The sequence below is a fragment of the Streptomyces changchenzhani genome (assembly GCF_039766235.1).
Classification (GTDB): Bacteria; Actinomycetota; Actinomycetes; order Streptomycetales; family Streptomycetaceae; genus Streptomyces.
The window spans coordinates 882110-907949 of sequence record NZ_JBDHNH010000001.1; the positions used below are offsets into that span (position 1 = coordinate 882110).

Consider the following 25840-nt stretch of genomic DNA (forward strand, 5'->3'; position numbering starts at 1 on the left):
TTACGCGGGGACCCGCAGCTCCTCGACGGTCCTGACCAGGGGAGCCAGCTCGGGGTTTCTGGCTGCTTCGTCGAGGGCCTCGCGCAGCGCGGCGTCGTTGGTGGGACGGGCCTCGGCGAGCAGCGCGAGGCCGGCGTCGGTGACATCCGTGTAGATGCCGCGCCGATCGGTGTCGCACAGGTAGCGGGTCAGCAGACCGCGGTCCTCCAGGCGGGTCACCAGGCGGGTGGTGGCGCTCTGGCTCAGTACCACGGCGTCGGCGACCTGCTTCATCTGGAGGTGGCCGCCGAGGCCGCTGTGCTGACGGCTGAGGACGTCGAGAAGTGAGTACTCGCGCATGCTCAGGCCGTGCTGGGTTTCGAGGGCCCTTTCGATGTGGGCCTCGATCTTTCCGTGGAGCAGGGAGAGGGCGCACCAGCTCTGCGAGAGGGCTGTCAGTGCGGGGTCTGTCGCGGTCATGGATCTCTCCTCGTCGGGAGCGGCTTGTCCTCAGGATAGACGACGCCCGCAATAGCCCGCGCTTGCATTAACCCGCGCATGCAATTATTGTCGACGCTTGTAAGGCGCTCACACAATCTCTTGGGAAGGTTTACCCATGCCACTCGCGCTCCTCGCCCTCGCCATTGGGGCGTTCGGCATCGGCACCACTGAATTCGTGATCATGGGGCTGCTTCCGGAGGTCTCCGCCGACTACGGCGTCTCGATCCCCACGGCCGGCTACCTGGTCAGCGGATACGCCCTCGGTGTTGTGCTGGGCGCCCCGTTGATGTCCATCCTCGGGACGCGGATCTCCCGCAAACGGATGCTGATGATCCTGATGGGCCTCTTCATCGCGGGCAATCTGATCTCCGCTCTCGCCCCCTCCTTCGGCATGATGCTCACAGGCCGCGTGGTCACTTCCCTCGCGCACGGCGCGTTCTTCGGCATCGGCTCGATCGTCGCGGCCGAGCTGGTCGCCCCGGAGAAGAAGGCCGGTGCGATCGCCATGATGTTCACCGGTTTGACCGTCGCCAACGTCGTCGGCGTACCGCTCGGCACGTTCATCGGCCAGAACTTCGGCTGGCGCGTCACCTTCTACGCCGTCGCCGCGCTCGGCGTCCTCGGCCTGGTGGGTGTCGCCAAGCTCGTACCGGAGATGGCCAAGCCCGAGGGCGTACGGCTGCGCCACGAGCTCGCCGCCTTCAAGAATGTCCAGGTACTGCTCGCCATGGCGATGACCGTCCTCGGCTTCGGCGGAGTCTTCGCGGCCATCACCTACATCACCCCGATGATGACCGAGGTCGCCGGCTACTCCGCAAGCTCGGTCACCTGGCTGCTGGTCCTCTTCGGCCTCGGCATGGTCGGCGGCAACCTGATCGGCGGCAAGTTCGCCGACCGCCATCTGATGCCCCTGCTGTACGTGTCGCTGGGCTCCCTCGCGGTGGTCCTGGCCCTGTTCACGCTCACCGCGCACAATCAGATCACCGCGGCCGTCACCATCGTGCTGATCGGCGGGCTGGGCTTCGCGACCGTACCGCCGCTCCAAAAGCGGGTCCTGGACCAGGCCGCGGGTGCCCCCACCCTGGCCTCCGCCGTCAACATCGGCGCCTTCAACCTCGGCAACGCGCTCTCCGCCTGGCTCGGCGGCCTCGTCATCGCGGCCGGCCTCGGCTACACCGCCCCGAACTGGGTCGGCGCCGCACTTGCCGCCTCCGCCCTGGCGCTGGCCTTCCTGTCCAGCGGCCTGGAGCGCCGTACGGCCGCTCGCGGCCTGGTGGTGGCGGGCTCCGTGCCCGAGTCGGCCACAGCCACAGCCACCGCTGCCCAGCGCTGAAACCCCTCCCCTCCCCGAAAGCCCCACAGAACCAAGGAGTAGCCCCATGAGCACCACCGTGCCACCGCTGTCGCCCCGCTGACCACCCAGGACGCCGAAGCCCTCATCGAGGCCGCTCGTAGCGCCGCCGAAGCGGCCGGGGTCACCGCCGCCGTCACCGTCCTCGACGCCGCTGGCCACCTGCTGGCCTTCCGGCGCGACGACCGGGCCGTCCTGATCGCCGGCGAGACCAGCACCCGCAAGGCGTACACCGCGCTCCAGCTCAACGCTCCGACCGCCGACCTGGTCGACGCCGTTCAGCCCGGCGGGCTCTTCCACACCCTGCCGACCGCGCTTGACCGTCCGCTCCTGTTCATCGCCGGTGGGGTCCCGCTGCACCGCGACGGCCGCCTCATCGGCGCCATCGGTGTCGGTGGCGGGGCGCCGGACCAGGACCACGGCTTCGCGTCCGCCGCCGCCGAGTCCCTCAACCGGTAGCACCTTCAGCACAGCAGCAGTACGCGTTCACGTACGCCCCCAAGCGCCCACAGCATCAGGGCACTTGGGGGCGTACGTGCGTGCGCGTTCGCTCGGAGGTCAAGTCGACTGACGTACCGGCCGTTCAGCCGGCGCTCGGCGGGTGGCGGTTGTCGTGAGAGCGGTGCGCGAGGCGGTGGTGGCGGCCCGTTGGCGGCGGCCGCGGCGCGTGAGACCCCATGGCTTGAGCACGGAGATCGCGGTCATGAAGAAGTAGGCGGTGGATGCGACCGTCGGCGCGGCCACCAGGCTGCTGTCCGGGATGCCCTGCAGTGCGGCCGCGTCGATGCCCGGGCGCAACGCGAAGATCGTCGCGGCTGCGGTGACAAGGGTGAGCCAGAACTTCGTCCAGACCCAGCGGTGCTTGGCCAGGCCCCATGCGGTGCCGAGCGACAGCACCAGTCCGGTGACCAGAGACAGCAGCGCCACGGGCGCCAGCAGCCAGTCACCGAAGACCTTCATGGCGCTGTAGGCGGCCCGTGTGGTCGCTGCGGACTCGGTCGTGTAGGCGGTGATCCCGAGCGCGAGCAGTCCGGCAGTGAGTCCCAGCCAGCCGACGGAGGCGGTGACGTGGGCTACGAGGATGGCCCGGCGTGCCGGGCGTGGGAGTTGTTTCACGTGAAACACGGTGCCCGGCGAGAGGTCGGTACGGCGTCTGACGGGGGGAGTAACCCCACGTACTAGCCTCGGCGTACACGTGAAGATCACAGACCGGCTTTGTGAAAGATTCGGGCTGCTGAGGAGTGGCCGGGCCGATTGCGGGGATTCGATGTCGGACACGGAGATCTTCGCCGCGGTGCCGATTTCGGCGGCAGTCATTGCAGATCACCGCCCCTTGGGCCTTGCCACTCCTGCCTATGTGGATGTCGATATCCGGAAGACGTGCGAAGCGGTGCAGTGCCGACGGCAATTCTGGAATAGGAGCAGAACGGGCGCACAACGGGCGCGGAATTCGCCGAAGGGCGGCGAAGGCGGGGCTTGTGTCCGGGGCTACCGCCGGTATGGTCAACTCCGGTTCGCCCCTCGGTGCGGCTCCGGTGCGGGACACAGAGCAATGCAGCCTAACCAGAAAACAGGTGCGAGTGCCCGGACTTTCCGGTCTTTGTCCGATGTGGAAGGAGTACCTGTCAGGCTGCGACGACGGGAACTGCGGACAATGTCACACTTTTGTCTGCTGCACCCTAATTGGGGGCAGTGGCGTGGTTAGTGTGGGCAGTCACCAGGCCTGACGCAGAGCAGAACTGAACGGGGAATTTCGAGCACGTTCCGGTCCCGGAAGTGCAGAGACCGACCGAAAAATGTTCGAGGCGAGGCACAGTTATGGACGCTCCGACCACCACGTCGGCCGACAACGGCACTTCCGGTGAGAGCGGGGGCGGCTGGTTCGCGCCGCGCAGGCAGCCGACCGCGGATACCCCGCAGCCCGGCCCGGACTCCGACGCCGGCGACCACGGGGACCGGGGGCAGGCCCGGGGGCAGAACCGGGACCGGATACCCGGTCCCAGCCGCCCTGTGACGCCGATACGTCCCGTGGGCTCCGGAGCTTCGCGAGCGCGGCCCGTCCCGGACCCCGCCCCGGACCCCGCCCCGCTGCCGGCCGAAGCGGCGCGGCCCCAGCAGGCGCCGAGCGCCGACACGGAGGCCCCGGCGGCGCATCCCCGGGAGGGCTACCCGGCCCAGGTCCAGGCTTCCGGCCCGGCCCCGGCCTCGGAGTCGGAGTCGTCCGGTGTCCCCCTCCCGCCCGCGGTCCCCGCCCCGGCAGCAGCCCCGGTCCCGGAACCACACCCGAGGCCTTTCCCGCCCTTGGCCGCAGTCCTCCCCCTGGCCCCGGAGCCCGCCCAGGAGCAGCCGGCAGCGGCCCCGCAGCCCGTCCAGGAGCAGCCCCCGGCCCCCACCACTCCGGACCCCATCGAGCCGGCCCCCGAGCCGGCCACGGCGGCGGCCACTCCCCAGGACCCCACCCCCGCGGCGCCCAGCACCCCCGAGTCCCCCGACGCGGCCCGCATCCGCCGGACCATGGCGGAGATCGGGCCGGTCGCGGACAAGGTCACGTCGTACTTCTACGCTCTGCTCTTCGTCCGCCACCCCGACCTGCGCGAGCTCTTCCCCGCCGCCATGGACACCCAGCGCGACCGCCTGCTCAAGGCGTTGCTCACCGCCGCCGAGCACATCGACAACAGCGCGGTGCTCACGGAGTACCTCCGCAACCTCGGCCGCGGCCACCGCAAGTACGGCACGCAGGCCGCCCATTACCCGGCCGTCGGCGAGGCCCTTCTCGGTGCGTTGAGCCGCTACGCGAAGGAGACCTGGGACATCGAGACCGAAGCCGCCTGGATCCGGACGTACACCGCGATCTCCCAGATCATGATCGACGCCGCTGCGGAGAACGAGCTCCAGGCGCCGCCCTGGTGGCAGGCCGAGGTCGTCTCGCACGATCTGCGTACCCCCGACATAGCCGTGATCACCCTCCGCCCCGACCAGCCGTACCCCTTCCTCGCCGGTCAGTACACGAGCCTGGAAACGCCCTGGTGGCCGCGGATCTGGCGGCACTACTCCTTCGCCGCAGCGCCTCGCTCCGACGGACTGCTCTCCTTCCACATCAAGGCGGTTCCGGCCGGCTGGGTCTCCAACGCCCTGGTCCACCACGCCCGTCCGGGTGACGTCCTGCGCCTCAGCGCCCCGGCCGGCTCGATGGTGGTCGACCACTCCACCGACAACGGCATGCTCTGCCTGGGTGGAGGCACCGGCATCGCGCCGATCAAGGCGCTCGTCGAGGATGTCGCCGAGCACGGCGAGCGGCGCCCCGTCGATGTGTTCTACGGCGCGCGCACCGGTCACGATCTGTACGACATCGACACGATGCTGCGTCTCCAGCAGTCGCACTCCTGGCTCTCGGTCCGCCCCGTGGTCGACGACCGGGCGCAGTTCCCCGACGCGGTGCGCGAGTACGGCCCGTGGACGTCCTACGACGCATACCTCTCGGGTCCGCCCGGCATGATCCGCAGCGGTGTCGACGCGCTGCGCGGCCTGGGCATCCCCTTCGACCGTATTCGCCACGACTCGGTGGAAGAGCTGGTCGCGGCGGGCGACTGAGCCGGGCAGGAAACACCGAACGCCAGGCTTACCCCAGGTCGGGGGCGTGCATCGCCCGTACGCCTTCGATATTGCCGTCCAGGTAGTGCCGCAGAGACAGCGGTACGAGGTGCACCGCGGCGATGCCGACCCGGCTGAAGGGCACCCGTACCGTCTCGTACTCCCCGCACGGGTCGTCGATCTCCGGCCCGTGCCGCCGCGAGGGGTCCATCGACTCCAGTCGGCAGACGAAGAAGTGCTGCACCTTCACGCCGGTCACGCCGCCGTCCGCGATGTGCTCGACGGTGTCGACGAAGCAGGGGACCACGTCGGTGATCTTCGCGCCGAGTTCCTCGTCGACCTCCCGGTGCAGGGCGTCGACGACGGTGGCGTCCTCCGGTTCGACTCCGCCGCCCGGCGTGAGCCAGTACGGGTCGACACCGGGCTTGGTTCGTTTGATGAGGATGAGGTCGTCGGCGTCGAGCAGGATGGCGCGTGCGGTGCGCTTGACCACTGGCCGTTCGGTCATGGCAGTTAATTGGCCCGTGCGGTCCGTTCTGAAACTCCCGTCCCCTTCCTGTCCGCTTCCTGCCGGGTGGCTCCGGTGTCTCAGCACCAGTCGGTGGCGGCCCGCAACAGCCATTCGTGCGCCCGCGCGATGTGGGGCAGCGTGAGCGTGCCGGTGCGCGCGGCCAGGAAATAGGTACGCAGCGGCGGCATCGGGGGGTCGAGGAGAGCCACCACCTCGCCGCGTTCCAGCGCCTCCTCGCACAGATAGCGCGGCAGCACGGACAGTCCCGCGCCGGCGGCCGTGGCGTGCAGCACGGCCCGCAGGTCGGGTGCGACGACGGTGGCGGCGGCGGTCGGCAGGGCGTCGAAGACGGTGCTCCAGTAGCGGGTGACGAACGGCATCGACTCGTGCACCTCCACCACCGGTATCTGCTCCAGCACCTTGGGCCCCTTGTGACGCACCAGCCCCGGTGCGAGCCGGCCGGCCCAGCGTGGAGCGGCGACCAGGACATGCTCCTCGTCGCACAGCGGGGTCGCGGTGAGCAGTCCACCGCGCGGCCGGTCCGTGGAGATCGCCAGATCGTGGTGCCCGGCGGCCAGCCCCTCCAGGGTCTCCTGGGCGTTCCCGAAGGCGATACGCAGCACCAGGCCCCGCGCGATCAGCGGCGAGAGCGTGGGAAGCACGCGCAGGGAGGTGAATTCCGGCGGCCCGGCGAGGTGCAGGGTCCGTACCCCCGACTCCTCGTGCTGTCCGGCCTCGGCGATCTCGACGAGGGCGTCCAGATGCGGCGCCGCGCGGTGCGCCAGCTCGTCGCCGATGGTCGTGGGGGTGACACCGCGGGCCTGGCGCAGGAACAGCGGGCGGCCCAGCTGCCGCTCCAGGGTGCGTATCTGGCTCGTCACGGCGGGCTGGGACAGTCCGAGGAGCGCGGCGGCACGGGTGAAGGAACCCGCCCGGTGCACTGTGACGAATGTGCGCAGCAGGGCCAGATCCATGGTGTGCCCTTCCATCCAACAGGCTCCCCGCCCGACCACAACTATAAATATGTCGATAGGTCTCTGTCGCTACCGTGATTGGACACTGACGCAGAGTCAACTAGCCTTGTGCGCGCGGTTCTTCGCGCATAGAACCGGGACGGTCCGAGCCAAGAGGGGGAGGCTCGGACCGTCCGTTGTCCGTAGCGGGCGCGGTGCGCAAGGGGTGCGATGCGCAAGGGGTGCGATGCGCAAGGGGGGCGCGGGACGCGATCAGCGCGCCCCTGCGTCGTGCCCCCCGGGCGCCGCCTCGTCGAGCGAGCGCAGTACGTCGGCCACCAGGTCCTCGGGGTCCTCGGCACCGACGGAGAAGCGGATGAAGCCCTCCGGCACCGCGTCGCCGCCCCACCGTCCGCGCCGCTCCGCGGTGGAGCGCACACTCCCGAAGCTCGTGGCGTCGTCGGCCAGCCGCAGCGCGTCCAGGAAACGCTCCGCGTACCCCCGGTCCGGCAGCGTGAAGGAGACCACGCAGCCGAAGCGCCGCATCTGGCGCGAGGCGACGGCGTGCGACGGGTCCCCGGGCAGCCCGGGATGGCGCAGGTCACTCACCGCGCGGTGCCCGCGCAGCGCCTCGGCCAGCGTCAGCGCGGTCGCGCCCTGCCGGTCGGCGCGCAGCTGGAGGGTGGCCAGCGAACGGTGCGCCAGCCAGGCCTCCATCGGCCCGGGGATCGCCCCGACGACCTTGCGCCAGCGCCGTACCCGAGCCGCCAGCTCCGGATCGCGGCAGGTCACATAGCCGAGCAGCACATCGCCGTGGCCGGTGAGCCCCTTGGTGCCGCTGGCCACGGAGAAGTCCGCGCCGAGCTCCAGGGGCCGCTGGCCGAGGGGGGTGGCGAGGGTGTTGTCGACGGCGACCAGTGCGCCCGCGGCGTGCGCAGCGTCCGCGAGCCTGCGGATGTCGCACACGTCGAGCCCGGGGTTCGACGGCGTCTCGATCCACAGCAGCCGCGCCCCTTCGAGCTCGCCGAGCTGGGCATCGCCCGCCGTCGGCGCGGTGCGCACTTTTACGTCGTACGCCGCCAGCTGCTCGCGCACCAGCGCCAGCGCCTGGTAGCCGTCGTCGGGCAGCACCACCGTGTCGCCGGAGCGCGCGTGCGACAGGAGGACGGCCGAGACCGCGGCCATGCCGGAGGCGAAGACAACGGTCTCCACGCCCTCCTCGCCCGGCGCCTCCAGCTCGCCGATGGCGCGCTCCAGATGCGTCCAGGTGGGGTTGGAGTCGCGGCCGTAGGTGTACGGGCCTGTCGGTTCGCCGGGCAGGTGGAAGTGCGCGGCGAAGACCGGTCCCGGGAGAGTCGGTTCGTACGCGACCGGTGTGGGCAGCCCGGCCCGTACCGCCCGGGTGCCGTCTCCTATGCCCATGTGCGTCAGTCCTTGTCGGGCATGACGACGTTCAGTGCCCAGGAGACGACGCTGATGATCAGGCCGCCGAGCACGGCGGTCCAGAAGCCCTCCACGTGGAAGGCGAGGTCGAACTTGTCGGCCAGCCAGGAGGTCAGCAGCAGCATCAAGGCGTTGATCACCAGCGTGATCAGGCCGAGGGTGAGGATGAACAGGGGGAGCGTCAGCAGCTTCACGACCGGCTTGACGAGGAAGTTCACCAGGCCGAAGAGCAGCGCCACGATGATCAGGGTGAGGGCCTTCTTGCCCGTGCTGTCGCCGGTCAGCGTGATGTCCGCGAGCAGCCAGATGGCCACGGCCAGGGCACCCGCGTTGGCGATCGTCTTGACTAGGAAATTCATCATGTGTCTGATCGTGGCAGACATGATCGGCGCTGGACACCGGCGCACGGCGGCCGAGGGACGGACGGACGATGAAGGCATTCCGACTTGATGAGCTTGAAGCGGAGCGCGCGGCCAATGACGGCGCGTATCTGCAGTTCCTGCGGGAGAGGAACATGTCGGTCGGCCTGTACGCACTGGACGCGGGCGACAGCGACCCGCAGCAGCCCCACGGACAGGACGAGGTGTACTTCGTCGTGAGCGGCCGGGCGTCCATCACGGTCGGGATGGAGACGACGCTGGTGGGGCGGGGGAGCGTCGTGTACGTACCGGCTTCCGTGCCGCACAAGTTCCATCACATCACCGAGGACCTGCGGGTCATGGTGGTCTTCTCTCCGCCCGAGAGCTGACCCGGAGCCCCGGTTCCCTAGGGGGACGGTCAGGGGTCTTCAAGGGCTCGGAGCCCCCCGTTCGCCCCCGGTGCGCGCCTAGCATCGGGATCAGGAAGTTCCGCTCGGAGCAATTGGCTCCGAACGCTGAGTGGGAAGAGGCAGGACGATGGCTGTGCGGGAGATTTTCGTGGGAATGCCGTGGTGGGTGAAGTGGGTCGCGCTGCCGGTCCTCGCACTGTTCGTGTTCGGCGGTGCGATTCTGAGCGCGGTCGGTGTGCTGGTCACGCTGCTCTTCAAGCTTCTGGTCTTCGTCGCCCTGGTCGGCGGTCTGATCTACGTCGTACGGAAGTTCAAGGGGTCTTCGTCTTCGTCATCGTCATCGTCATCGTCGTCCTCGGACAGTGGCTGGTAGCCGGACGGCGATGGGCGGCCCGTCAGTGCTCCGCGCGACCGTTAGTCCACTTGAGGGACCCGGGCCCAGGAAACCGCGTGTGCGCCCGGATCCGGCCGTTACAGTGGCGAATCTCTGCTGCCTCCTGGGACTCATGGCCCGGCAACCCCGCTGATCAGCGGTACGTACCACTCCAGTCGGCACCAGGTTCGCGGCGGGCTCGCGGGGGCGGCCCCCGCAGGGCGGGCGCGTTGCCCGTCAGCACGCCTGGGGGTGCCTGTGGCCACGGCTCAAACCGCCGCCGTTCCAACCCTGATCGGCTCGGTGCAACGAGCCCTTCGGCTCCTCGAAGCCGTGGGCGCGCATCGGGACGGGGCCCCCGCCAAACAGCTCGCCCGGGAGGCCGGCCTCCCCCTCCCCACCGCCTACCACCTGCTGCGCACGCTGGTCCACGAGGGGTATCTGCGGCGCGAGAGCGGTGTGTTCGTACTCGGTGAGGCAGCCGGGCGACTGGCGCGCGGCAGCATGCAGCACCGCCGCCGCAGCATGATCACGCAGTCGCTGGAGCACTGGCGGGACACGATCGGCGTCCCCGTCTACTTCACGGTCTATCGCGGCGGTGAGATCGACCTGGTCGCGGTTGCCCAGAGCGCCGCGGTCCCCGCCGTCGAGGAGTGGGCCGACTTCCGCGAGACCGGACATGCCCACGCACTGGGCCAGTGCCTGCTCAGCCAGCTCGACGAGCCCTCCCGCCGGGACCACTTGGACCGCCACCCCGTCCAACCGCTCACCCCGTACACCGTGAACGGCCGGGACACCCTGCTGGAGCGGCTGGCGGCGATGGAGCGGATGCGGCCCGTGGTGGAGCGTCAGGAGTACGTGCTCGGCACGCTCTGCGCGGCTATTCCGATCACAGTGGGTGACACTGCTGCCGCTTTGGCCATTTCCGTACCCTCAAGTCAAGAAGATCAGTTGCTCCCCGCGATCGAGCAACTACGCAGTGCGGTAGGGGTGTTGCTCAACTCCCTCGCATTCTCTATCAGTATCTGAAAAATCACTCCTTGTGATCTGCTTGCGCTTCCAGCACGATTGCGTCAATAGGGCCAGGAGAGACCATTCCTGGCCAGTTACACAAAGTGCGGGGTGAGTGATGCGCGAGTCGGTTCAGGCAGAGGTCATGATGAGCTTCCTTGTCTCCGAAGAGCTCTCCTTCCGGATCCCGGTGGAGCTCCAGTACGCGGCCAGGGATCCCTACGCGATCCGAATGACATTCCACCTCCCCGGCGACGCCCCCGTCAGCTGGACCTTCGGCCGCGAATTGCTCCTGGACGGTCTCAGCCAGGGCTGCGGCGAAGGTGACGTGCACATCGAGCCGACCGACCTCGGGGACCTCCTGGACGTCCACCTCCGGCTCCGGGTCGGCGACGACCGCGCGCTGTTCCGGGCGAGCGCGGCGCCGCTGGTGGCCTTCCTCGACCGTACGGACAAGCTCGTACCGCTGGGGCAGGAGCGCACCCTCGGGGACTTCGAGGGGAACCTGGAGGCGGCGCTCGGCCGGATCCTCGCCGAGGAGACCGCGGGCTGAGTGCCGGACCGGGCGCCCGGCCGGCCGGACGAGTCGGCCGGGCGGCGCCCTGAGGTCGTGCGCCGTGCGGTCAGGGCTTGCGGCGCCTTCCCCTGCCGCCCCTGCTGCTGGAGCCGCGCGCGGGGGACTCGGCGGGGGTCTGCGGGGAGCCGGCCGGTCCGGAAGGGGCGGCGGGTCCGGAGGCGCCGGTGGTGCCCGTCCTGTCGGCGGACACGACCAGCGCCGCGAGCGCGGTGGTCACCGGCACCGACGCGACCAGACCGATCGAGCCGACCAGGGTCCGTACGATCTCCGCCGCCACCAGCTCGCTGTTCGCGACCGTGCCGACACTGCTCTGGGCGATCGAGAAGAGCAGCAACAGGGGCAGCGCCGCGCCCGCGTAGGCCAGCACCAGCGTATTGACGACGGACGCGATGTGGTCGCGGCCGATGCGGATACCCGCCCGGTAGAGGGCGCGGGGGCCCATCTTCGGGTCCGCCTGGTGGAGTTCCCAGACGGCCGACGTCTGGGTGACCGTCACATCGTCGAGCACACCGAGCGAGCCGATGATGACGCCGGCGAGCAGCAGACCGCTCATGTCGATGTCCGGGTAGAGGCCGTGGATCAGACCGGTGTTGTCGTCCGTGTTGCCGCTCAGGAACGCCCAGCCGATGAAGAGCGAGCCGAGCAGCCCGATCAGCAACAGCGAGATGAGCGTGCCGATCACGGCGACGGACGTACGGGCCGTCAGCCCATGGCAGGCGTAGAGCGCGATCAGCATGATGGCGCTCGCCCCGACGACCGCGACGACCAGCGGATTCGAGCCCTGCAGGATCGCCGGCAGGATGAACAGGGTCAGGATCGCGAAGGACACCGCGAGCGCGATCAGCGCCATCAGGCCCTTCATCCGGCCGACCACGATCACCGCGAGCGCGAAGATCCCGGCCAGCAGGGCCATCGGGAACTTGCGGTTCACATCGGTCACCGAGTACTGGAGGTCGCGGGGCGCGTCGGGCGCGTACGCCACCACCACACCCTGGCCGTCCTTCAACTGCCGCGGCGCGTCCGGCTGGACGATCTCCGTGAAGGTCCTGCCCTTGTCCTTGCCGGAGCCGACCTCGACGGTCGCCTTCTTGCAGCTGCCCGTCTCGGCCTGCTGCGCCTCGCGGCCCTCGGGCGTGGAGGTGTCGCCGGTCGGCGGGACCTGGGCGGCGTTCACGTCCTTGCAGTCGACGCGCTGTACGGCGGTCACCTTGCCCTGCACCGTCTGCCGGTCGAAGCCGACGCCCGTGCGCTCATGGGCCGGCGCACCGCCGGGCCAGAGCATGACGAGGCCGACGACGACCGCCGCCGCGAAGGGGATCAGCACCGCCGCGATCACCTTGCGCAGGTGTTTGGAGACCGGTGCGGCGGGCCCATGGCTGTGGGTGTGGCCGTGCTGTTCTGGAGTCGGCTGTGGGTGCGTCACCGACCGATCATCGCAAGAACGGCGGGGGCCCTCTGTTCAGCGCGCCAGAGAGGACGCTAGCGTGGGGGCACCTTTGCACACGCGGGAGCTCGGAGCACCGGGCTGAGAGGGCGCTGACCTTCGTGCGGAATGTCTGGCTCATGCCAGTACGCCGGATACGGAAGCCGCTGCGTCGACCGCCGAACCTGTTACCGGGTAATGCCGGCGTAGGGAGTAGGTCTCATGACCGTTCAGGATGCACGCACGCCTGCCGCCGATCAGGCGGAGCGCAAGCCGGGCTGGCACAAGGGATACGTCGAGGGCTCGCGCCCCGACCTCCGGGTGCCGGTCCGCCAGGTGCACCTCACCAACGGGAAGGACGTGACGCTGTACGACACGTCCGGCCCGTACACCGACCCCACCGTCGAGACGGACGTCCGCCGCGGGCTCGCACCGCTGCGGGAGAACTGGATCATCGGTCGTGGTGACACCGAGGAGTACACGGGCCGCCCGCTCCGTCCGGAGGACGACGGGATCAAGCACACCTCGCCGCGCGGTGGACTGCGCAACCTCGACGCGGTGTTCCCCGGCAGGCCGCGGCTGCCCCGCAGGGGCCGTGACGGGCAGGCGGTGACGCAGCTCGCGTACGCCCGTCGTGGCGACGTCACCCCGGAGATGGAGTACATCGGCATCCGGGAGAACGTTTCACCCGAGGTCGTGCGGGAGGAGATCGCCGCGGGCCGGGCCGTCATGCCGATGAACGTGAATCACCCCGAGATCGAGCCGATGATCATCGGCAAGCGGTTCCTGGTGAAGGTCAACGCCAACATTGGGAACTCCGCGGTCACCTCCTCCATCGAGGAGGAGGTCGACAAGATGACCTGGGCCACCAAGTGGGGCGCGGATACGGTCATGGACCTCTCGACCGGCCGCAACATCCACGCCACCCGCGAATGGGTGCTGCGCAACTCCCCCGTCCCGATCGGCACTGTCCCGCTCTACCAGGCGTTGGAAAAGGTGGACGGCAAGGCCGAGGAGCTGACCTGGGAGGTCTACAAGGACACCATCATCGAGCAGGCCGAGCAGGGCGTCGACTACATGACGGTCCATGCAGGCGTGCGCCTGCGGTACGTGCCGATGACCGCCCGCCGCAAGACCGGCATCGTCTCGCGCGGCGGCTCGATCATGGCTGCCTGGTGTCTCGCGCACCACAAGGAGTCGTTCCTCTACGAGAACTTCGAGGAGCTCTGCGACATCCTCGCGGCGTACGACGTGACGTACTCGCTCGGCGACGGTCTGCGGCCCGGCTCGATCGCGGACGCCAACGACGAGGCGCAGTTCGCCGAGCTGACGACCCTCGGTGAGCTCAACACGATCGCCAAGCGGCACAACGTACAGACCATGATCGAGGGACCCGGCCACGTCCCGATGCACAAGATCAAGGAGAACATCGACCTCCAGCAGGAGATCTGCGAGGAGGCGCCCTTCTACACGCTCGGCCCGCTCACCACGGATGTGGCCCCGGCGTACGACCACATCACCTCCGGCATCGGCGCGGCGATGATCGCCTGGTGGGGGACGGCGATGCTCTGCTACGTCACGCCCAAGGAGCACCTGGGCCTGCCCAACCGGGACGACGTGAAGACCGGCGTCATCACGTACAAGATCGCCGCCCATGCCGCGGACCTCGCCAAGGGGCACCCGGGCGCGCAGGACTGGGACGACGCACTGTCGGACGCGCGGTTCGAGTTCCGCTGGGAGGACCAGTTCAACCTGGCCCTGGACCCGGACACGGCACGGGAGTTTCACGACGAGACGCTCCCCGCGGAGGGCGCGAAGACGGCGCACTTCTGCTCGATGTGCGGTCCGAAGTTCTGTTCGATGAAGATCAGCCACGACATCCGGCGCGACCACGGGGGTACGCAGGAGGAGGTCGAGGCGGGCATGGCGGCGAAGTCGGCGGAGTTCGCGGCGGCCGGCAACCGGGTGTATCTCCCGATTGCCGACTGACGATCGCCGGTTGACGATCGTCGGCTCGGTTCTCAAGACGGTTTCGGCCTGGACCACTTACTCCGGTTTGTGGTCCGGGCCGCCGTAGTCGGGGCTGGAGAAGCTCGGGCGCGGTCCTGGCGCGGTGCCGCCGTCCGGGCCCGGACTGCTGAAGTCCGGCCGTGAGTAACCGAGGTTGGGGATTCGGCCTGCGGCCCGCTGCGGCGTCGGGGTGCTCTGCCCGGCCTCCGGGTCGACCAGGGCGTCCCGGAGGAACGGCACGACACCGCGTTCCCGCAGGGCGTGCCGCCAGGCCTCCTTCGCCTGGCCGACCTCTTCGGTCAGCTCACCTCCCGGGCCGTCGGTGAACGCGGACGAGCCGTTGCGCAGGGCTGTCAGCAGCAGCCCGACGGCGGCGACGAGAATGCCCGCCGCGGTGATCGCCCCGAAGAGCCAGCCCGCCGTCAACAGCGTCTCGGCGAAGGCGGGCTCGGGGGTGAGCATCTTGAGCAGATACCCGACGAGCAGGAAGATCGCGGCGGCCGTGCCGGCCAGTACCGGTGTCAGGACGGCGACGACGGCGACGGCGCCCGCGCCGGTTGCCTCGGGCTCGCGCATGGCGAGGACAGAGCTGCTGCCGTGGTCCGCACTGCGGGGCGTGCGGAATTCCTCACGGGCTTTCACGTAGTGGTCGTACTCGGCAGCCGCGGCGGCGCTGATGATCGCGCTGGCGTTGAGAGCCATGGTGCGCAGCTGTTCGGTGTTGAGTCGCTGTCCGACGGCGGCGAGGTCCGGGTGGTTGTGCGCGTTGCGCAGTGCTTCATCCAGGACACGCTCATACTCCGGGCGGTCCTCGGCCAGCAGGTGCGGAGCGCTGTTCATGTGCATCCCCCGATGCTCCGTAGGGCCGGTTTGCCCGCTTCGAACGGGCGATTGGGCGGAAACGGAGGAGAGCCTGCTACGGATAAGCCGATGGTAGAGCGCCTACGGCACGGGGTGACAGGGGGTTTCCAGAAATTGGCCCGGTGGTGAACCCAGTCTGTATCGTGCTTCGCCTTCCCCGGTAGGCGTCCGTCATGCGTCAATCCTGCAAGGGAAGTTGAACCACGAGCAGCTTTCCGGCCATGGTGACGCCCCCGTCCATGGCGATGGCGAGCCCGTCGGCGTACACATGGGGGCCGTCCACCATGGGGCCCGAACCGCCGTCGCCGTCCTCTGAGCTTTCATTGCCGACCTGGCCCAGCAGATACGGGATGGGGCTGTGACCATGGACGATGCGCTCTCCGCCGTATGCGTCCAGCAGATCGCGCACCGCCTGTGAACCGCCCTCGTCGCGGAACGCGAAGCGCTTCGTCAGCTTGCGGAAGACATCCCAGCACTCGTCGGCGTCGTTGCGGGTGAGGATGGCGTGAATCGTGTCGTTCACGTCCTCGATGGTGCCGCCGTAATCGAGGTAAGCCGTGGTGTCGGAGTGCGTCAGAAGATGCGCGTCCTCCAACGCGACCGCGTCGAGGCGGGACATCCACTGCAGATGTACGTCCTGGAGGCGGTCCATGTCGGACTTCTGGCCGCCGTTGAGGAGCCAGGCGGCCTGGAAGGTGGCGGTGCCCGCCCCCGAGCTGACGGGGGTGTCGCCGAACCGCCTGGCGCCGATGAGCAGCAGCTCGTGGTTGCCCATGAGGGCCTTGCAGTAGCCGCCGGCCGCCGCGGCCTGCGCGGAGAGCCGCATCACCAGGTCGATGACGCCGATGCCGTCGGGGCCGCGGTCGGTGAAGTCGCCGAGGAACCAGAGGCGGGCGTTGCCTGCCGCCCACTGGCCCTCCGTGTCGATGAGGCCCTGCTCGGCCAGCGCGCCGATCAGCTGGTCCAGATAACCGTGCACGTCGCCCACGACGAAGAGCGGGCCGAGGCCTTCGCCGTCCGCGGGACGGGGCTCGGGCGCGGCCTGCACCGGCACCTGAACCGTGTCTCCGGGACCACCGCGGCTGATCACCGGGAGGTCGCGCTGGGTGGGTGTGTACCCCTCCGGCTCGTCGTCGATCCCGTAGGCGCTTGCCTGCCCGGGAATGGGGGCCTGTGCGTACGGCGGTACGCGGAAGTCCCGCAATGTAGCCGTCCGCACCGCGGGTCCCTGACCGGCCCCCTGAGTCATCGACCCCTCCACCACCGTCGCGCCGCCTACACCTCTCGACCCCACCTGGTTTCGGGTGGTCCGCAGTGTCGTGCGCCCATCATAGGAATGACGCTCGTGCTGTGTGACGCACCAGGGGTGGTGAATCCGGCTGCACCTGCGGTTCACCGGTGGTTTCGTCCGAATTGGGGAGGTCAGTCCCCGTCAGTCCCCGTCAGTCTTCGGACGCGGCTCCCGGACGACTCGGCCCTCGGACCCGTTCCTCGGAACGGGTCCGTACCCGTCCCCCGGTCTCAGTCCCCGGCCGGCGAGCGAGGCGCGCTCACTGTTGTGCGATGCGGCCTTCGCTGTGAGGACGTACGGACGATGAGTTCCGTGGGTATGACCTGCTCGACGGGACGGTCGGTATTGAGGCCTTCGATCGCGTCGATGAGGAGCTGGACGACCGCGGTGCCGATCCTGCGTGGTTTCAGCGAGAGCGTGGTGATGGGCGGTTCGGTGGCGGCGTACACGGTGGACTCGCTGCAGCAGACCAGCAGCAGGTCCTCGGGGACGCGCAGTCCGTAGCGGCGGGCGGCGGCGAGCAGATCGGTGCCGTTGGGGTCGAAGAGCCCGTAGACGGCATCCGGCCTGTCCGGGCGGGCCAGCAGCCGGTCGGCGGCGACAGCGCCCGCACAGGGGTCGTGGGCCGGGTAGGACTCGTAGACCGGGTCCTGGCCGACCCGCTCGCACCAGCACAGGTAAGCGGCGGTGGAGAGGCGGGTGTAGGTGTCCGTGGTGTTCCCGGTGAGCAGCCCGATACGGCGGGCACCGGCGTCGGCGAGGTGGTCGAGCAGTCCGAGTACGGCGGCTTCATGGTCGTTGTCGACCCAGGCGGTCACGGGCAGGCTGCCGGCGGGGCGGCCGTCGGAGACGACGGGAACGCCTTGGCGTACGAGCTCGGTGACGACCGCGTCCTGGTCGGACGGGTCGATGACGACGGTCCCGTCGAGTGCGACGTTCGACCAGACGTCGTGACGGGAGGTGGCGGGCAGGATGACAAGTGCGTAGCCGCGGGCGAGCGCGGCCGAGGTCGCGGCTCTGACCATTTCGGCGAAGTACGCGAACTCCGTGAAGGTGAAAGGTTCATCCCCGTACGTGGTCACTGTCAGGCCGATGAGGCCCGACTTGCCGGTACGGAGGGTTCGGGCCGCCGCGGATGGGCGATAGCCCAGCCGTTCGGCGACCTCGCGGACATGGCTGCGGGTGGCGTCCGGGAGCCGGCCCTTGCCATTGAGCGCGTCGGAGACGGTCGTGATCGAGACGCCTGCGGCTGCGGCGACGTCTCTGATGCCCGCGCGTCCTGGCCGGGTGCTCCGCCGGGGTGGTTCCGTCCGGCTCACCTGATGCTTCCCTGCTGCTGTCATGGCGAGCCGATAGTAGGGCTCGGGCGGGTGGTTAGGGCGGACGCATATGCGCTCTTTGGCAGGCACGTTTCTGCATGGTGATGATCTGTCAATGACCTTGGAAACCATGGGACTTATGAGGTCTGAAGGGTCGGTGACGCCCGTGGACCGGCGTGGGCCCGCCAAGTGTCCCAGGTCTCGAAGAGGTCTCAACTCACCTTCACGAGGGATGCGCGCCACGGCGTGGGCCACCGGCGTGCGCCATGGTGGCGAGCGCCCCCCGCCCCTTCGGCCCTTCCTCGTTCTTCTCCCCGCAGCCCATTCGCAGCGGCCGCCAATCCTCATAAGGTGAGCAGCATTGGCGGTAGTACGGTCGAGGAGGACCCAGAGTGAGCGAGAAGAGCCCCAAGCTGCGCACGGCGCTGGACGGCATTCCCACCTACAAGCCGGGGCGGAGTGCGGCGGCGGCCGGGGAGCCGGTGGCGTACAAGCTGTCCTCCAACGAGAACCCGTATCCGCCGCTGCCGAGCGTGCTGGCGAGCACGGTCGCGGCTGCCGGTCATTTCAACCGATACCCGGACATGGCCTGCACCGGTCTGATGAACGAGCTCGCCGACCGGTTCGATGTGCCGCTGACGCATCTGGCCACCGGTACCGGGTCGGTCGGTGTCGCGCAGTCGCTGCTCCAGGCGACTTCGGGGCCCGGCGACGAGGTGATCTACGCCTGGCGCTCCTTCGAGGCCTATCCGATCATCACGCGGATCAGCGGTGCCACTGCGGTGCAGGTGCCGCTCACGGCCGGTGATGTGCACGATCTGGACGCGATGGCCGACGCGATCACCGACAGGACCCGGCTGATCTTCGTCTGCAACCCGAACAATCCGACCGGCACGGCGGTGCGCAGAGCCGAGCTTGAGCGCTTCTTGGACCGGGTGCCCTCCGATGTGCTGGTGGTGCTGGACGAGGCGTACCGGGAGTTCGTCCGGGACGCCGATGTGCCGGACGGCATCGAGCTCTACCGCGACCGGCCGAACGTGGCGGTGCTGCGTACCTTCTCCAAGGCGTACGGCCTGGCCGGTCTGCGGGTCGGGTTCGCCGTGGCGCACGAGCCGGTGGCCGCCGCGCTGCGCAAGACCGCGGTGCCCTTCGGCGTCAGCCAGCTGGCGCAGGACGCGGCGGTCGCCTCGCTGCGGGCGGAGGACGAGCTCCTCGGCCGGGTCGGCTCGCTGGTTGGGGAGCGGGCGCGGGTGTACGACGGCCTGGTCGAGCAGGGCTGGACCGTGCCCGAGACGCAGGCGAACTTCGTCTGGCTGCGGCTGGGGGAGCGTACGACCGACTTCGCGGCGGCCTGCGAGAAGGCCGGCGTCGTGGTGCGGCCCTTCGCGGGCGAGGGCCTGCGGGTCACCATCGGTGAGCCCGAGGCCAATGACATCTTCCTGCATGCCGCGAAGGCGTTCCGCAAGGAGCTGTAGGACCGTGGAGTGGCCCTCTGACCGCCCCTGCCTGCGCTTTTCTGTGCCCCCGCCCGCCGCACCGGCGCTCGGGGGCAGAGTCGTACCTCCCGATCGCACCCCCGGGAGGACGTTCCGAACAGTCGTGCGCAATAATAGCTAGTGAATGTGAACACGTTCACAAGCGTGTCTTGTTCCTCCCATGATCGATGGGATTGAAGGATCAAACTGCCGATGTAACCCACGGCGATGCGACCCACGGCGATGTGAAGGAGAAGACGACGTGGACCTAGCTCTGGCGCCGGAGACCTTGGCGCGATGGCAGTTCGGCATTACCACCGTCTACCACTTCCTTTTCGTGCCCCTGACGATCTCGCTCGCCGCGCTCACCGCCGGCCTGCAGACCGCCTGGGTCCGCACGGAGAACGAGAAGTACCTCAGGGCCACCAAGTTCTGGGGCAAGCTCTTCCTGATCAATATCGCGATGGGTGTCGTCACCGGCATCGTGCAGGAGTTCCAGTTCGGCATGAACTGGTCCGACTACTCGCGCTTCGTGGGGGACGTCTTCGGCGCCCCGCTCGCCTTCGAGGCCCTGATCGCGTTCTTCTTCGAGTCCACTTTCATCGGGCTGTGGATCTTCGGCTGGGACAAGCTGCCGAAGAGGATCCACCTCGCCTGCATCTGGATGGTCTCGATCGGCACGGTCCTGTCCGCCTACTTCATCCTGGCGGCCAACTCCTGGATGCAGCACCCGATCGGCTACCGGATCAACGAGGAACGGGGCCGGGCCGAACTCACCGACTTCTGGGCGGTGCTCACCCAGAACACCGCGCTCACTCAGTTCTTCCACACCATGACGGCGGCCTTCCTGGTCGGCGGCGCGTTCATGGTCGGCATCTCCGCCTTCCACCTGGCCCGCAAGAGGCACATCCCGGTGATGCGGACCTCGCTGCGGCTCGGCCTGATCACCGTCGTGATCGCCGGCCTGCTCACCGCCGTCAGCGGCGACCTCCTCGGCAAGGTCATGTTCAAGCAGCAGCCGATGAAGATGGCTGCGGCCGAGGCACTGTGGGACGGCGCGGCACCGGCGCCCTTCTCGATCTTCGCGTACGGGGACGTCGAGGCCGGCCACAACACCGTTGCCATCCAGATCCCCGGAATACTGTCCTTCCTCGCCCACGACGACTTCAGCTCGTACGTGCCGGGCATCAACGACGTCAACAAGTCCGAGCAGGAGAAGTTCGGCCCCGGCGACTACCGGCCCAACATCCCCGTCGCCTACTGGGGCTTCCGCTGGATGATCGGCTTCGGGATGGCGTCCTTCGGCCTGGGACTGCTCGGGCTGTGGCTGACACGCAAGAAGTTCCTGCTGCCACCGGCACTGCGGACCGGTGAGGACGAGCCACCGAATCTGGTGCTCTTCCGGAACAAGGCACTCGGCGCGAAGTTCACCAAGTGGTACTGGCTCGTGGCGCTGTGGACCATGGGCTTCCCGCTGATCGCCAACTCCTGGGGCTGGATCTTCACCGAGATGGGGCGGCAGCCCTGGGTCGTCTACGGCGTCCTGCGCACCCGTGACGCGGTTTCCCCCGGCGTCTCGCAGGGCGAGGTCCTCACCTCGATGATCGTCTTCACCTTGCTCTACGCGGTGCTCGCCGTGATTGAGGTCAGGCTGCTCCTGAAGTACATCAAGGCCGGACCGCCGGAACTCACGGAGGACGACCTCAACCCGCCCACCAAGATCGGCGGCGATGACAAAAACGCCGACCGGCCTATGGCCTTCTCGTACTGAGGAGCTGAGGTATGGAACTCCACGACGTCTGGTTCGTACTCATCGCCGTTCTATGGATCGGCTACTTCTTCCTGGAAGGATTCGACTTCGGCATCGGTGTCCTGACGAAGCTGCTCGCCCGCGACCGCAAGGAGCGACGGGTCCTCATCAACACCATCGGGCCCGTCTGGGACGGCAACGAGGTGTGGCTGCTGAGCGCGGGCGGTGCGACCTTCGCCGCCTTCCCCGAGTGGTACGCCACGCTCTTCTCGGGCTTCTATCTGCCCCTGCTGCTGATCCTGTTCTGCCTCATCGTCCGCGGCGTCGCCTTCGAGTACCGGGCGAAGCGCACCGAGGACCGCTGGCAGACCAACTGGGAGCACGCGATCTTCTGGACCTCGCTGCTGCCGGCCTTCCTGTGGGGTGTCGCCTTCGGCAACATCGTGCGCGGCGTGAAGATCGACGCGGACATGGAGTACGTCGGCAACCTCTGGGATCTGCTCAACCCGTACTCCCTCCTGGGCGGGCTCGTCACACTGAGCCTCTTCACCTTCCACGGCGCCGTGTTCGCCGGGCTCAAGACGCTCGGCGACATCCGGCAGCGGGCGCGCGGGCTGGCGCTCAAGCTCGGGGTTGTCACCGCGGTACTGGCCCTCGTCTTCCTGATCTGGACGCAGAAGGACAACGGCGACGGCGCGAGCCTCGTCGCGATGATCGTGGCGGTGCTTTCACTGGTCGCGGCCATCGGGTTCACCGCCGCCGGACGCGAGGGATGGGCGTTCGGCCTGTCCGGCGTGACCATCGTCGCCGCGGTGACGATGCTCTTCCTGACGCTCTTCCCGAACGTCATGCCGTCCTCGCTGAACGACGCGTGGAACCTCACCGTCACCAACGCCTCGTCCACGCCCTACACCCTGACGATCATGACCTGGTGCGCAGGCATCGCCACGCCGGTGGTGCTGCTCTACCAGGGGTGGACGTACTGGGTGTTCCGTAAGCGCATCGGCACCCAGCACATCGCCGATGCCCCCCACTAGTGGGGGATGTTTCACGTGAAACCGATCGACCCGCGTCTGCTCCGGTACGCCCGAGCCACCCGCTTCTTCCTGGGAGCGGTGGTGGTTCTCGGGCTGGCCGGGGCGGGCCTGGTCGTCGCCCAGGCGATGCTCATCGCCGAAGTGGTGGTGGGCTCCTTCCAGCGGGGTCTTGACGGTACCGAGTTGCGTACGCCACTGCTTCTGCTGGCGGCGGTCGCGCTGGGGCGGGGGCTGGTGGCCTGGCTGACCGAGCTTGCCGCGCACCGGGCGAGCGCGGCGGTCAAGTCCGAGCTGCGAGGACGGCTGCTGGAGCGGGCCGTCGGTCTGGGACCGGGGTGGCTGACCGGGCAGCGGGTCGGTTCGCTGGTCGCCCTCGCGACGCGGGGCGTCGATGCGCTGGACGACTACTTTTCGCGGTATCTGCCGCAGCTCGGGCTCGCGGTGGTCGTGCCGATGGCGGTGCTCGCGCGGATCGTCACCGAGGACTGGGTCTCGGCCGCGGTCATCGTGGTGACCCTGCCGCTGATCCCGATCTTCATGATCCTCATCGGGTGGGCGACCCAGGCGCGGATGGACCGTCAGTGGCGGCTGCTGTCCCGGTTGTCCGGGCACTTCCTGGACGTGGTCACCGGGCTGCCGACACTCAAGGTCTTCGGACGGGCGAAGGCGCAGGCCGAGTCGATCCGCTCGATCACCGACGAGTACCGGCAGGCCACACTGCGGACGCTGCGGATCGCGTTCCTGTCGTCGTTCGCGCTGGAACTGCTGGCCACTCTCTCGGTGGCGCTGGTGGCGGTCGGTATCGGTATGCGGCTCGTTCACGGGGACCTGGACCTGTACACGGGCCTGGTCATTCTGGTGCTCGCACCCGAGGCGTATCTGCCGTTGCGGCAGGTCGGGGCGCAGTACCACGCGGCGGCCGAGGGGCTGTCCGCCGCGGAAGAGATCTTCGAAGTGCTGGAGACGGAGCCACGGGCGGACGGCACGGGAGACGCCCCCGCCGGTGCGCTGCGGGTGGAAGGTGTGACGGTCCGGCACCCGGGACGAAGCGAGGCCTCGCTCGACTCGGCCTCGCTGGTCGTCGGGGAGGGCGAGACGGTCGCGGTCGTCGGGCCGAGCGGGGTCGGCAAGACCACGCTGCTCAATGTGCTGCTGGGCTTCGCGCCGGCGGACGAGGGACGGGTCCTCGTCGGGGACACGGACCTGGCCGACGTATCGATGGAGCGATGGCGGGAGCGGATCGCCTGGGTGCCGCAGCGCCCGCATCTCTTCGCAGGGACGATCGCCGAGAACGTACGGCTCGCGCGGCCGGGCGCGGACGAGGCGGCCGTGATCGCCGCTCTGCGGGACGCGGGGGCATACGACTTCGTGGCCGCCCTCCCCCAGGGTGTGGAAACACGCCTCGGTGAGGACGGCGCGGGGATCTCGGCGGGGCAGCGGCAACGGCTGGCCCTGGCAAGGGCGTTCCTGGCCGACCGGCCCCTGCTGCTGCTCGACGAGCCGACGGCGAACCTCGACGGCGAGACGGAGGCGGGCATCGTCGACGCCGTCCGGCGACTGGCGGCAGGGCGAACGGTGGTGCTGGTGGTCCACCGTCCGGCGCTGCTCGCGGTGGCGGACCGGGTGGTCGAACTGTCCCGCCCGATCCCGGACGGAGGCGCCGCTGTGCCCCTTCAGGGGCGCCCGTGGCAGCCGGTGGACGGTACGGCGCGTGGGGCGGCCGAGGAGGCCGTGGCGCCCGTCAGCGAGCCTGTGGAGGGCGTAGCCGGCGTAGGCGTGCTGGCCCGGGTCCGGGCGGCCGCAGGCGCCCTGCGTGGCCGGCTGGCCCTGGCGCTCCTGCTGGGGAGCCTCGCGCTGGGGTCGGCCGTGGGGCTCATGGCCGTCTCCGGCTGGTTGATCTCGCGGGCGTCCGAACAGCCGCCCGTGCTCTATCTGATGGTGGCGGTCACGGCGACCCGGGCCTTCGGTATCGGGCGGGCCGTGTTCCGCTACGCCGAGCGGCTCGTGTCCCACGACGCGGTGCTGCGCATGCTCGCCGAGCTGAGGGCGGCGGTCTACGGCAGGCTGGAGCGGATCGCCCCGGCCGGGCTGCGCGGGACCAGGCGCGGCGATCTGCTGTCCCGGCTCGTCGCCGATGTGGACGCGCTGCAGGACTACTGGCTGCGCTGGCTGCTGCCGGCCGGGGCGGCCCTGACGGTGGGCGCGGGAGCCGTCGGGTTCACCGCGTGGCTGCTGCCCGAGGCGGGTGCCGTGCTGGCTGTCGGGCTGATCGTCGCCGGGGTCGGAGTGCCGCTGGTGAGCGGGGCGTGTGCCCGGCGGGCCGAGCGGCAACTGGCTCCCGCGCGGGGGACGCTGGCCACCCGCATTGCCGATCTGCTCGGCGGCACGGCCGAGTTGACCGTCGCGGGGGCAATGAAGCGCCGTACCGGTGAGGTGAAAGAGGCCGATGCGGTGCTCACACGGATCGCCTCGCGGGCCGCTGCCGCCACCGCGCTCGGCGGTGGGCTCTCGGCGCTGGTGTGCGGGCTCACGGTGGTGTGCGCCGCGTTCGTCGGGGTGCAGGCCGTGCACGACGGGCGGCTGTCGGGGGTGTCTCTGGCGGTGGTGGTACTGATCCCGCTGGCCGCGTTCGAGGCGGTCACCGGGCTGCCGCTCGCCGTGCAGTACCGGCAGCGCGTCAAGCGCAGCGCGGAGCGGGTGTACGAGGTGCTGGACGCGCCGGTGCCGGTGCATGAGCCCGCAGTCCCCGCTCGCCGGCCCCTTTCGCCGTTCCCGTTGGAGGTGCGGGGCTTGAGCGCCCGGTACGCGGGGCAGCAGCGGGACGCGCTGGCGGACTTCGACCTGACGCTGGAGGCGGGCAGCCGGATCGCGGTGGTCGGCCTCTCCGGATCCGGGAAGACGACACTGGCGCAGGTGCTGCTGCGGTTCCTGGACGCGGGGGCGGGGACCTACACGCTCGGCGGTACGGACACCGCGGAGCTGGCCGGGGACGACGTACGGCGGCTCGTCGGACTGTGCGCGCAGGACGCGCACCTCTTCGACAGCTCCGTACGGGAGAACCTCAGGCTGGCCCGCACGGACGCCACCGAGGATGAGCTGCGGCAGGCGTTGAGCGCCGCTCGGCTGCTGACCTGGGTCGACGCCCTGCCCGACGGGCTTGACACGCTCGTCGGGGAACACGGCGCCCGGCTGTCCGGCGGCCAGCGCCAGCGCCTTGCACTGGCCCGCGCCCTCCTCGCGGACTTCCCCGTCCTAGTGCTCGACGAGCCGGCCGAGCATCTGGACCTGGCGACGGCGGACGCGTTGACGGCCGACCTGCTGAGGGCGACCGAGGGGCGTACGACGCTGCTCATCACCCACCGGTTGCAGGGCCTCGCCGCGGTGGACGAGGTGATCGTGCTGGACGAGGGGCGGGTCGTGCAGCGGGGCGGCTACGCGGCGCTGGCGGAGGCCGAGGGGCCGCTGCGGCGGATGCTGGCCCGCGAGCGGGAAGCCGGACCGGCCGCCACCTGGCAGGCCGGACCGCGCGCAGGAGGTCGAGCCGTACGCGCAGAAGGCGCAACCGTACGTACGGGCGGCTGAATCACTCGACACCCGACTTTCCTCTTGAAATAG

General features: G+C 69.4%; 22 protein-coding genes. 12 read left to right on the top strand and 10 right to left on the bottom strand.

Translation table 11 applies throughout. From position 1 onward, the window contains the following. Complete coding sequence (locus tag ABCR94_RS04180) at window positions 1-459, bottom strand: MarR family winged helix-turn-helix transcriptional regulator (protein ID WP_347117599.1); 459 nt, start codon at window positions 457-459, stop codon at window positions 1-3. Window positions 460-595: 136 nt separating this feature from the next. Here ABCR94_RS04180 and ABCR94_RS04185 point away from each other — a divergent pair, with 136 nt between their 5' ends. Both ABCR94_RS04185 and ABCR94_RS04190 read left to right on the top strand, forming a co-directional pair. Then, on the top strand, window positions 596-1813 hold the full coding sequence (locus tag ABCR94_RS04185; RefSeq protein ID WP_347117600.1) for an MFS transporter: 1218 nt from the start codon (window positions 596-598) through the stop codon (window positions 1811-1813). A gap of 78 nt (window positions 1814-1891) precedes the next feature. After that, window positions 1892-2290 carry a GlcG/HbpS family heme-binding protein gene (locus ABCR94_RS04190; protein WP_347118446.1) on the top strand — a complete coding sequence of 133 codons (399 nt, stop codon included), beginning with the start codon at window positions 1892-1894 and terminating at the stop codon, window positions 2288-2290. A 99-nt stretch (window positions 2291-2389) separates the two neighbouring features. On the opposite strand, the gene ABCR94_RS04195 is transcribed toward ABCR94_RS04190, so the two are convergent. Beyond that, entirely contained in the window at window positions 2390-2947 is a 558-nt protein-coding gene (locus tag ABCR94_RS04195; RefSeq protein WP_347117601.1) for a DUF2269 domain-containing protein, read from the bottom strand. 702 nt (window positions 2948-3649) lie between these two features. Here ABCR94_RS04195 and ABCR94_RS04200 point away from each other — a divergent pair. Continuing rightward, window positions 3650-5422: a globin domain-containing protein gene (locus ABCR94_RS04200; RefSeq protein ID WP_347117603.1), complete on the top strand. Its 1773-nt coding sequence runs from the start codon at window positions 3650-3652 to the stop codon at window positions 5420-5422. A 28-nt stretch (window positions 5423-5450) separates the two neighbouring features. On the opposite strand, the gene ABCR94_RS04205 is transcribed toward ABCR94_RS04200, so the two are convergent. The 4 genes from ABCR94_RS04205 to ABCR94_RS04220 all read right to left on the bottom strand — a co-directional run bounded on the left by ABCR94_RS04205 (window position 5451) and on the right by ABCR94_RS04220 (window position 8691). Continuing rightward, complete coding sequence (locus ABCR94_RS04205) at window positions 5451-5930, bottom strand: NUDIX domain-containing protein (protein ID WP_347117605.1); 480 nt, start codon at window positions 5928-5930, stop codon at window positions 5451-5453. Window positions 5931-6010: 80 nt separating this feature from the next. Next, on the bottom strand, window positions 6011-6907 hold the full coding sequence (locus ABCR94_RS04210; protein WP_347118447.1) for a LysR family transcriptional regulator: 897 nt from the start codon (window positions 6905-6907) through the stop codon (window positions 6011-6013). A 252-nt stretch (window positions 6908-7159) separates the two neighbouring features. Next, the gene (locus tag ABCR94_RS04215) at window positions 7160-8308 is read right to left on the bottom strand and encodes a cystathionine gamma-lyase (RefSeq protein ID WP_347117607.1); all 1149 of its coding nucleotides are present in this window, start codon (window positions 8306-8308) and stop codon (window positions 7160-7162) included. 5 nt (window positions 8309-8313) lie between these two features. Continuing rightward, window positions 8314-8691 carry a phage holin family protein gene (locus ABCR94_RS04220; protein ID WP_347117609.1) on the bottom strand — a complete coding sequence of 126 codons (378 nt, stop codon included), beginning with the start codon at window positions 8689-8691 and terminating at the stop codon, window positions 8314-8316. A 68-nt stretch (window positions 8692-8759) separates the two neighbouring features. Here ABCR94_RS04220 and ABCR94_RS04225 point away from each other — a divergent pair, with 68 nt between their 5' ends. The 4 genes from ABCR94_RS04225 to ABCR94_RS04240 all read left to right on the top strand — a co-directional run bounded on the left by ABCR94_RS04225 (window position 8760) and on the right by ABCR94_RS04240 (window position 11035). Continuing rightward, window positions 8760-9077, top strand: a complete 318-nt coding sequence (locus ABCR94_RS04225) for a cupin domain-containing protein (RefSeq protein WP_347117611.1) — start codon at window positions 8760-8762, stop codon at window positions 9075-9077. A 154-nt stretch (window positions 9078-9231) separates the two neighbouring features. After that, window positions 9232-9471: a DUF5326 family protein gene (locus ABCR94_RS04230; RefSeq protein ID WP_347118448.1), complete on the top strand. Its 240-nt coding sequence runs from the start codon at window positions 9232-9234 to the stop codon at window positions 9469-9471. A gap of 258 nt (window positions 9472-9729) precedes the next feature. After that, window positions 9730-10500, top strand: a complete 771-nt coding sequence (locus ABCR94_RS04235) for an IclR family transcriptional regulator (RefSeq protein ID WP_347117613.1) — start codon at window positions 9730-9732, stop codon at window positions 10498-10500. A 100-nt stretch (window positions 10501-10600) separates the two neighbouring features. Further along, window positions 10601-11035 (top strand): SsgA family sporulation/cell division regulator, encoded by a 435-nt coding sequence (locus ABCR94_RS04240; protein ID WP_347117615.1) that lies wholly within the window; start codon window positions 10601-10603, stop codon window positions 11033-11035. A gap of 70 nt (window positions 11036-11105) precedes the next feature. On the opposite strand, the gene ABCR94_RS04245 is transcribed toward ABCR94_RS04240, so the two are convergent. Further along, a complete protein-coding gene (locus ABCR94_RS04245; protein ID WP_347117617.1) occupies window positions 11106-12482 on the bottom strand; it encodes a YibE/F family protein in 1377 nt (458 codons plus the stop codon). Window positions 12483-12704: 222 nt separating this feature from the next. On the opposite strand from ABCR94_RS04245, the gene thiC reads away from it, so the two are divergent. Continuing rightward, window positions 12705-14471, top strand: a complete 1767-nt coding sequence (gene thiC / locus ABCR94_RS04250) for a phosphomethylpyrimidine synthase ThiC (protein WP_347117619.1) — start codon at window positions 12705-12707, stop codon at window positions 14469-14471. Between the two features lie 57 nt (window positions 14472-14528). On the opposite strand, the gene ABCR94_RS04255 is transcribed toward thiC, so the two are convergent. The 3 genes from ABCR94_RS04255 to ABCR94_RS04265 form a co-directional block, all read right to left on the bottom strand. After that, on the bottom strand, window positions 14529-15338 hold the full coding sequence (locus ABCR94_RS04255) for a hypothetical protein (RefSeq protein ID WP_347117620.1): 810 nt from the start codon (window positions 15336-15338) through the stop codon (window positions 14529-14531). A gap of 193 nt (window positions 15339-15531) precedes the next feature. Beyond that, the gene (locus tag ABCR94_RS04260; protein WP_347117621.1) at window positions 15532-16602 is read right to left on the bottom strand and encodes a metallophosphoesterase; all 1071 of its coding nucleotides are present in this window, start codon (window positions 16600-16602) and stop codon (window positions 15532-15534) included. A gap of 272 nt (window positions 16603-16874) precedes the next feature. Next, the gene (locus ABCR94_RS04265; RefSeq protein ID WP_347117622.1) at window positions 16875-17987 is read right to left on the bottom strand and encodes a LacI family DNA-binding transcriptional regulator; all 1113 of its coding nucleotides are present in this window, start codon (window positions 17985-17987) and stop codon (window positions 16875-16877) included. Window positions 17988-18355: 368 nt separating this feature from the next. Between ABCR94_RS04265 and hisC the strand changes: the two genes are divergently transcribed. The 4 genes from hisC to cydD all read left to right on the top strand — a co-directional run bounded on the left by hisC (window position 18356) and on the right by cydD (window position 25807). Further along, window positions 18356-19438 carry a histidinol-phosphate transaminase gene (gene hisC / locus ABCR94_RS04270; protein ID WP_347117623.1) on the top strand — a complete coding sequence of 361 codons (1083 nt, stop codon included), beginning with the start codon at window positions 18356-18358 and terminating at the stop codon, window positions 19436-19438. Between the two features lie 262 nt (window positions 19439-19700). Continuing rightward, window positions 19701-21209, top strand: a complete 1509-nt coding sequence (locus ABCR94_RS04275; RefSeq protein WP_347117625.1) for a cytochrome ubiquinol oxidase subunit I — start codon at window positions 19701-19703, stop codon at window positions 21207-21209. Window positions 21210-21220: 11 nt separating this feature from the next. Next, window positions 21221-22225 carry a cytochrome d ubiquinol oxidase subunit II gene (gene cydB / locus ABCR94_RS04280; protein WP_347117626.1) on the top strand — a complete coding sequence of 335 codons (1005 nt, stop codon included), beginning with the start codon at window positions 21221-21223 and terminating at the stop codon, window positions 22223-22225. A gap of 15 nt (window positions 22226-22240) precedes the next feature. Continuing rightward, entirely contained in the window at window positions 22241-25807 is a 3567-nt protein-coding gene (gene cydD / locus ABCR94_RS04285) for a thiol reductant ABC exporter subunit CydD (protein ID WP_347117627.1), read from the top strand. Window positions 25808-25840 lie beyond the last annotated feature (33 nt).

Coding starts and splice junctions, on each gene's coding strand:
- ABCR94_RS04180 (WP_347117599.1), bottom strand. CDS start 459: ATGACCGCGACAGACCCCGCACTGACAGCCCTCTCGCAGAGCTGGTGC.
- ABCR94_RS04185 (WP_347117600.1), top strand. CDS start 596: ATGCCACTCGCGCTCCTCGCCCTCGCCATTGGGGCGTTCGGCATCGGC.
- ABCR94_RS04200 (WP_347117603.1), top strand. CDS start 3,650: ATGGACGCTCCGACCACCACGTCGGCCGACAACGGCACTTCCGGTGAG.
- ABCR94_RS04205 (WP_347117605.1), bottom strand. CDS start 5,930: ATGACCGAACGGCCAGTGGTCAAGCGCACCGCACGCGCCATCCTGCTC.
- ABCR94_RS04210 (WP_347118447.1), bottom strand. CDS start 6,907: ATGGATCTGGCCCTGCTGCGCACATTCGTCACAGTGCACCGGGCGGGT.
- ABCR94_RS04215 (WP_347117607.1), bottom strand. CDS start 8,308: ATGGGCATAGGAGACGGCACCCGGGCGGTACGGGCCGGGCTGCCCACA.
- ABCR94_RS04220 (WP_347117609.1), bottom strand. CDS start 8,691: ATGATGAATTTCCTAGTCAAGACGATCGCCAACGCGGGTGCCCTGGCC.
- ABCR94_RS04225 (WP_347117611.1), top strand. CDS start 8,760: ATGAAGGCATTCCGACTTGATGAGCTTGAAGCGGAGCGCGCGGCCAAT.
- ABCR94_RS04240 (WP_347117615.1), top strand. CDS start 10,601: ATGCGCGAGTCGGTTCAGGCAGAGGTCATGATGAGCTTCCTTGTCTCC.
- thiC (WP_347117619.1), top strand. CDS start 12,705: ATGACCGTTCAGGATGCACGCACGCCTGCCGCCGATCAGGCGGAGCGC.
- ABCR94_RS04255 (WP_347117620.1), bottom strand. CDS start 15,338: ATGCACATGAACAGCGCTCCGCACCTGCTGGCCGAGGACCGCCCGGAG.
- ABCR94_RS04260 (WP_347117621.1), bottom strand. CDS start 16,602: ATGACTCAGGGGGCCGGTCAGGGACCCGCGGTGCGGACGGCTACATTG.
- ABCR94_RS04265 (WP_347117622.1), bottom strand. CDS start 17,987: ATGACAGCAGCAGGGAAGCATCAGGTGAGCCGGACGGAACCACCCCGG.
- cydB (WP_347117626.1), top strand. CDS start 21,221: ATGGAACTCCACGACGTCTGGTTCGTACTCATCGCCGTTCTATGGATC.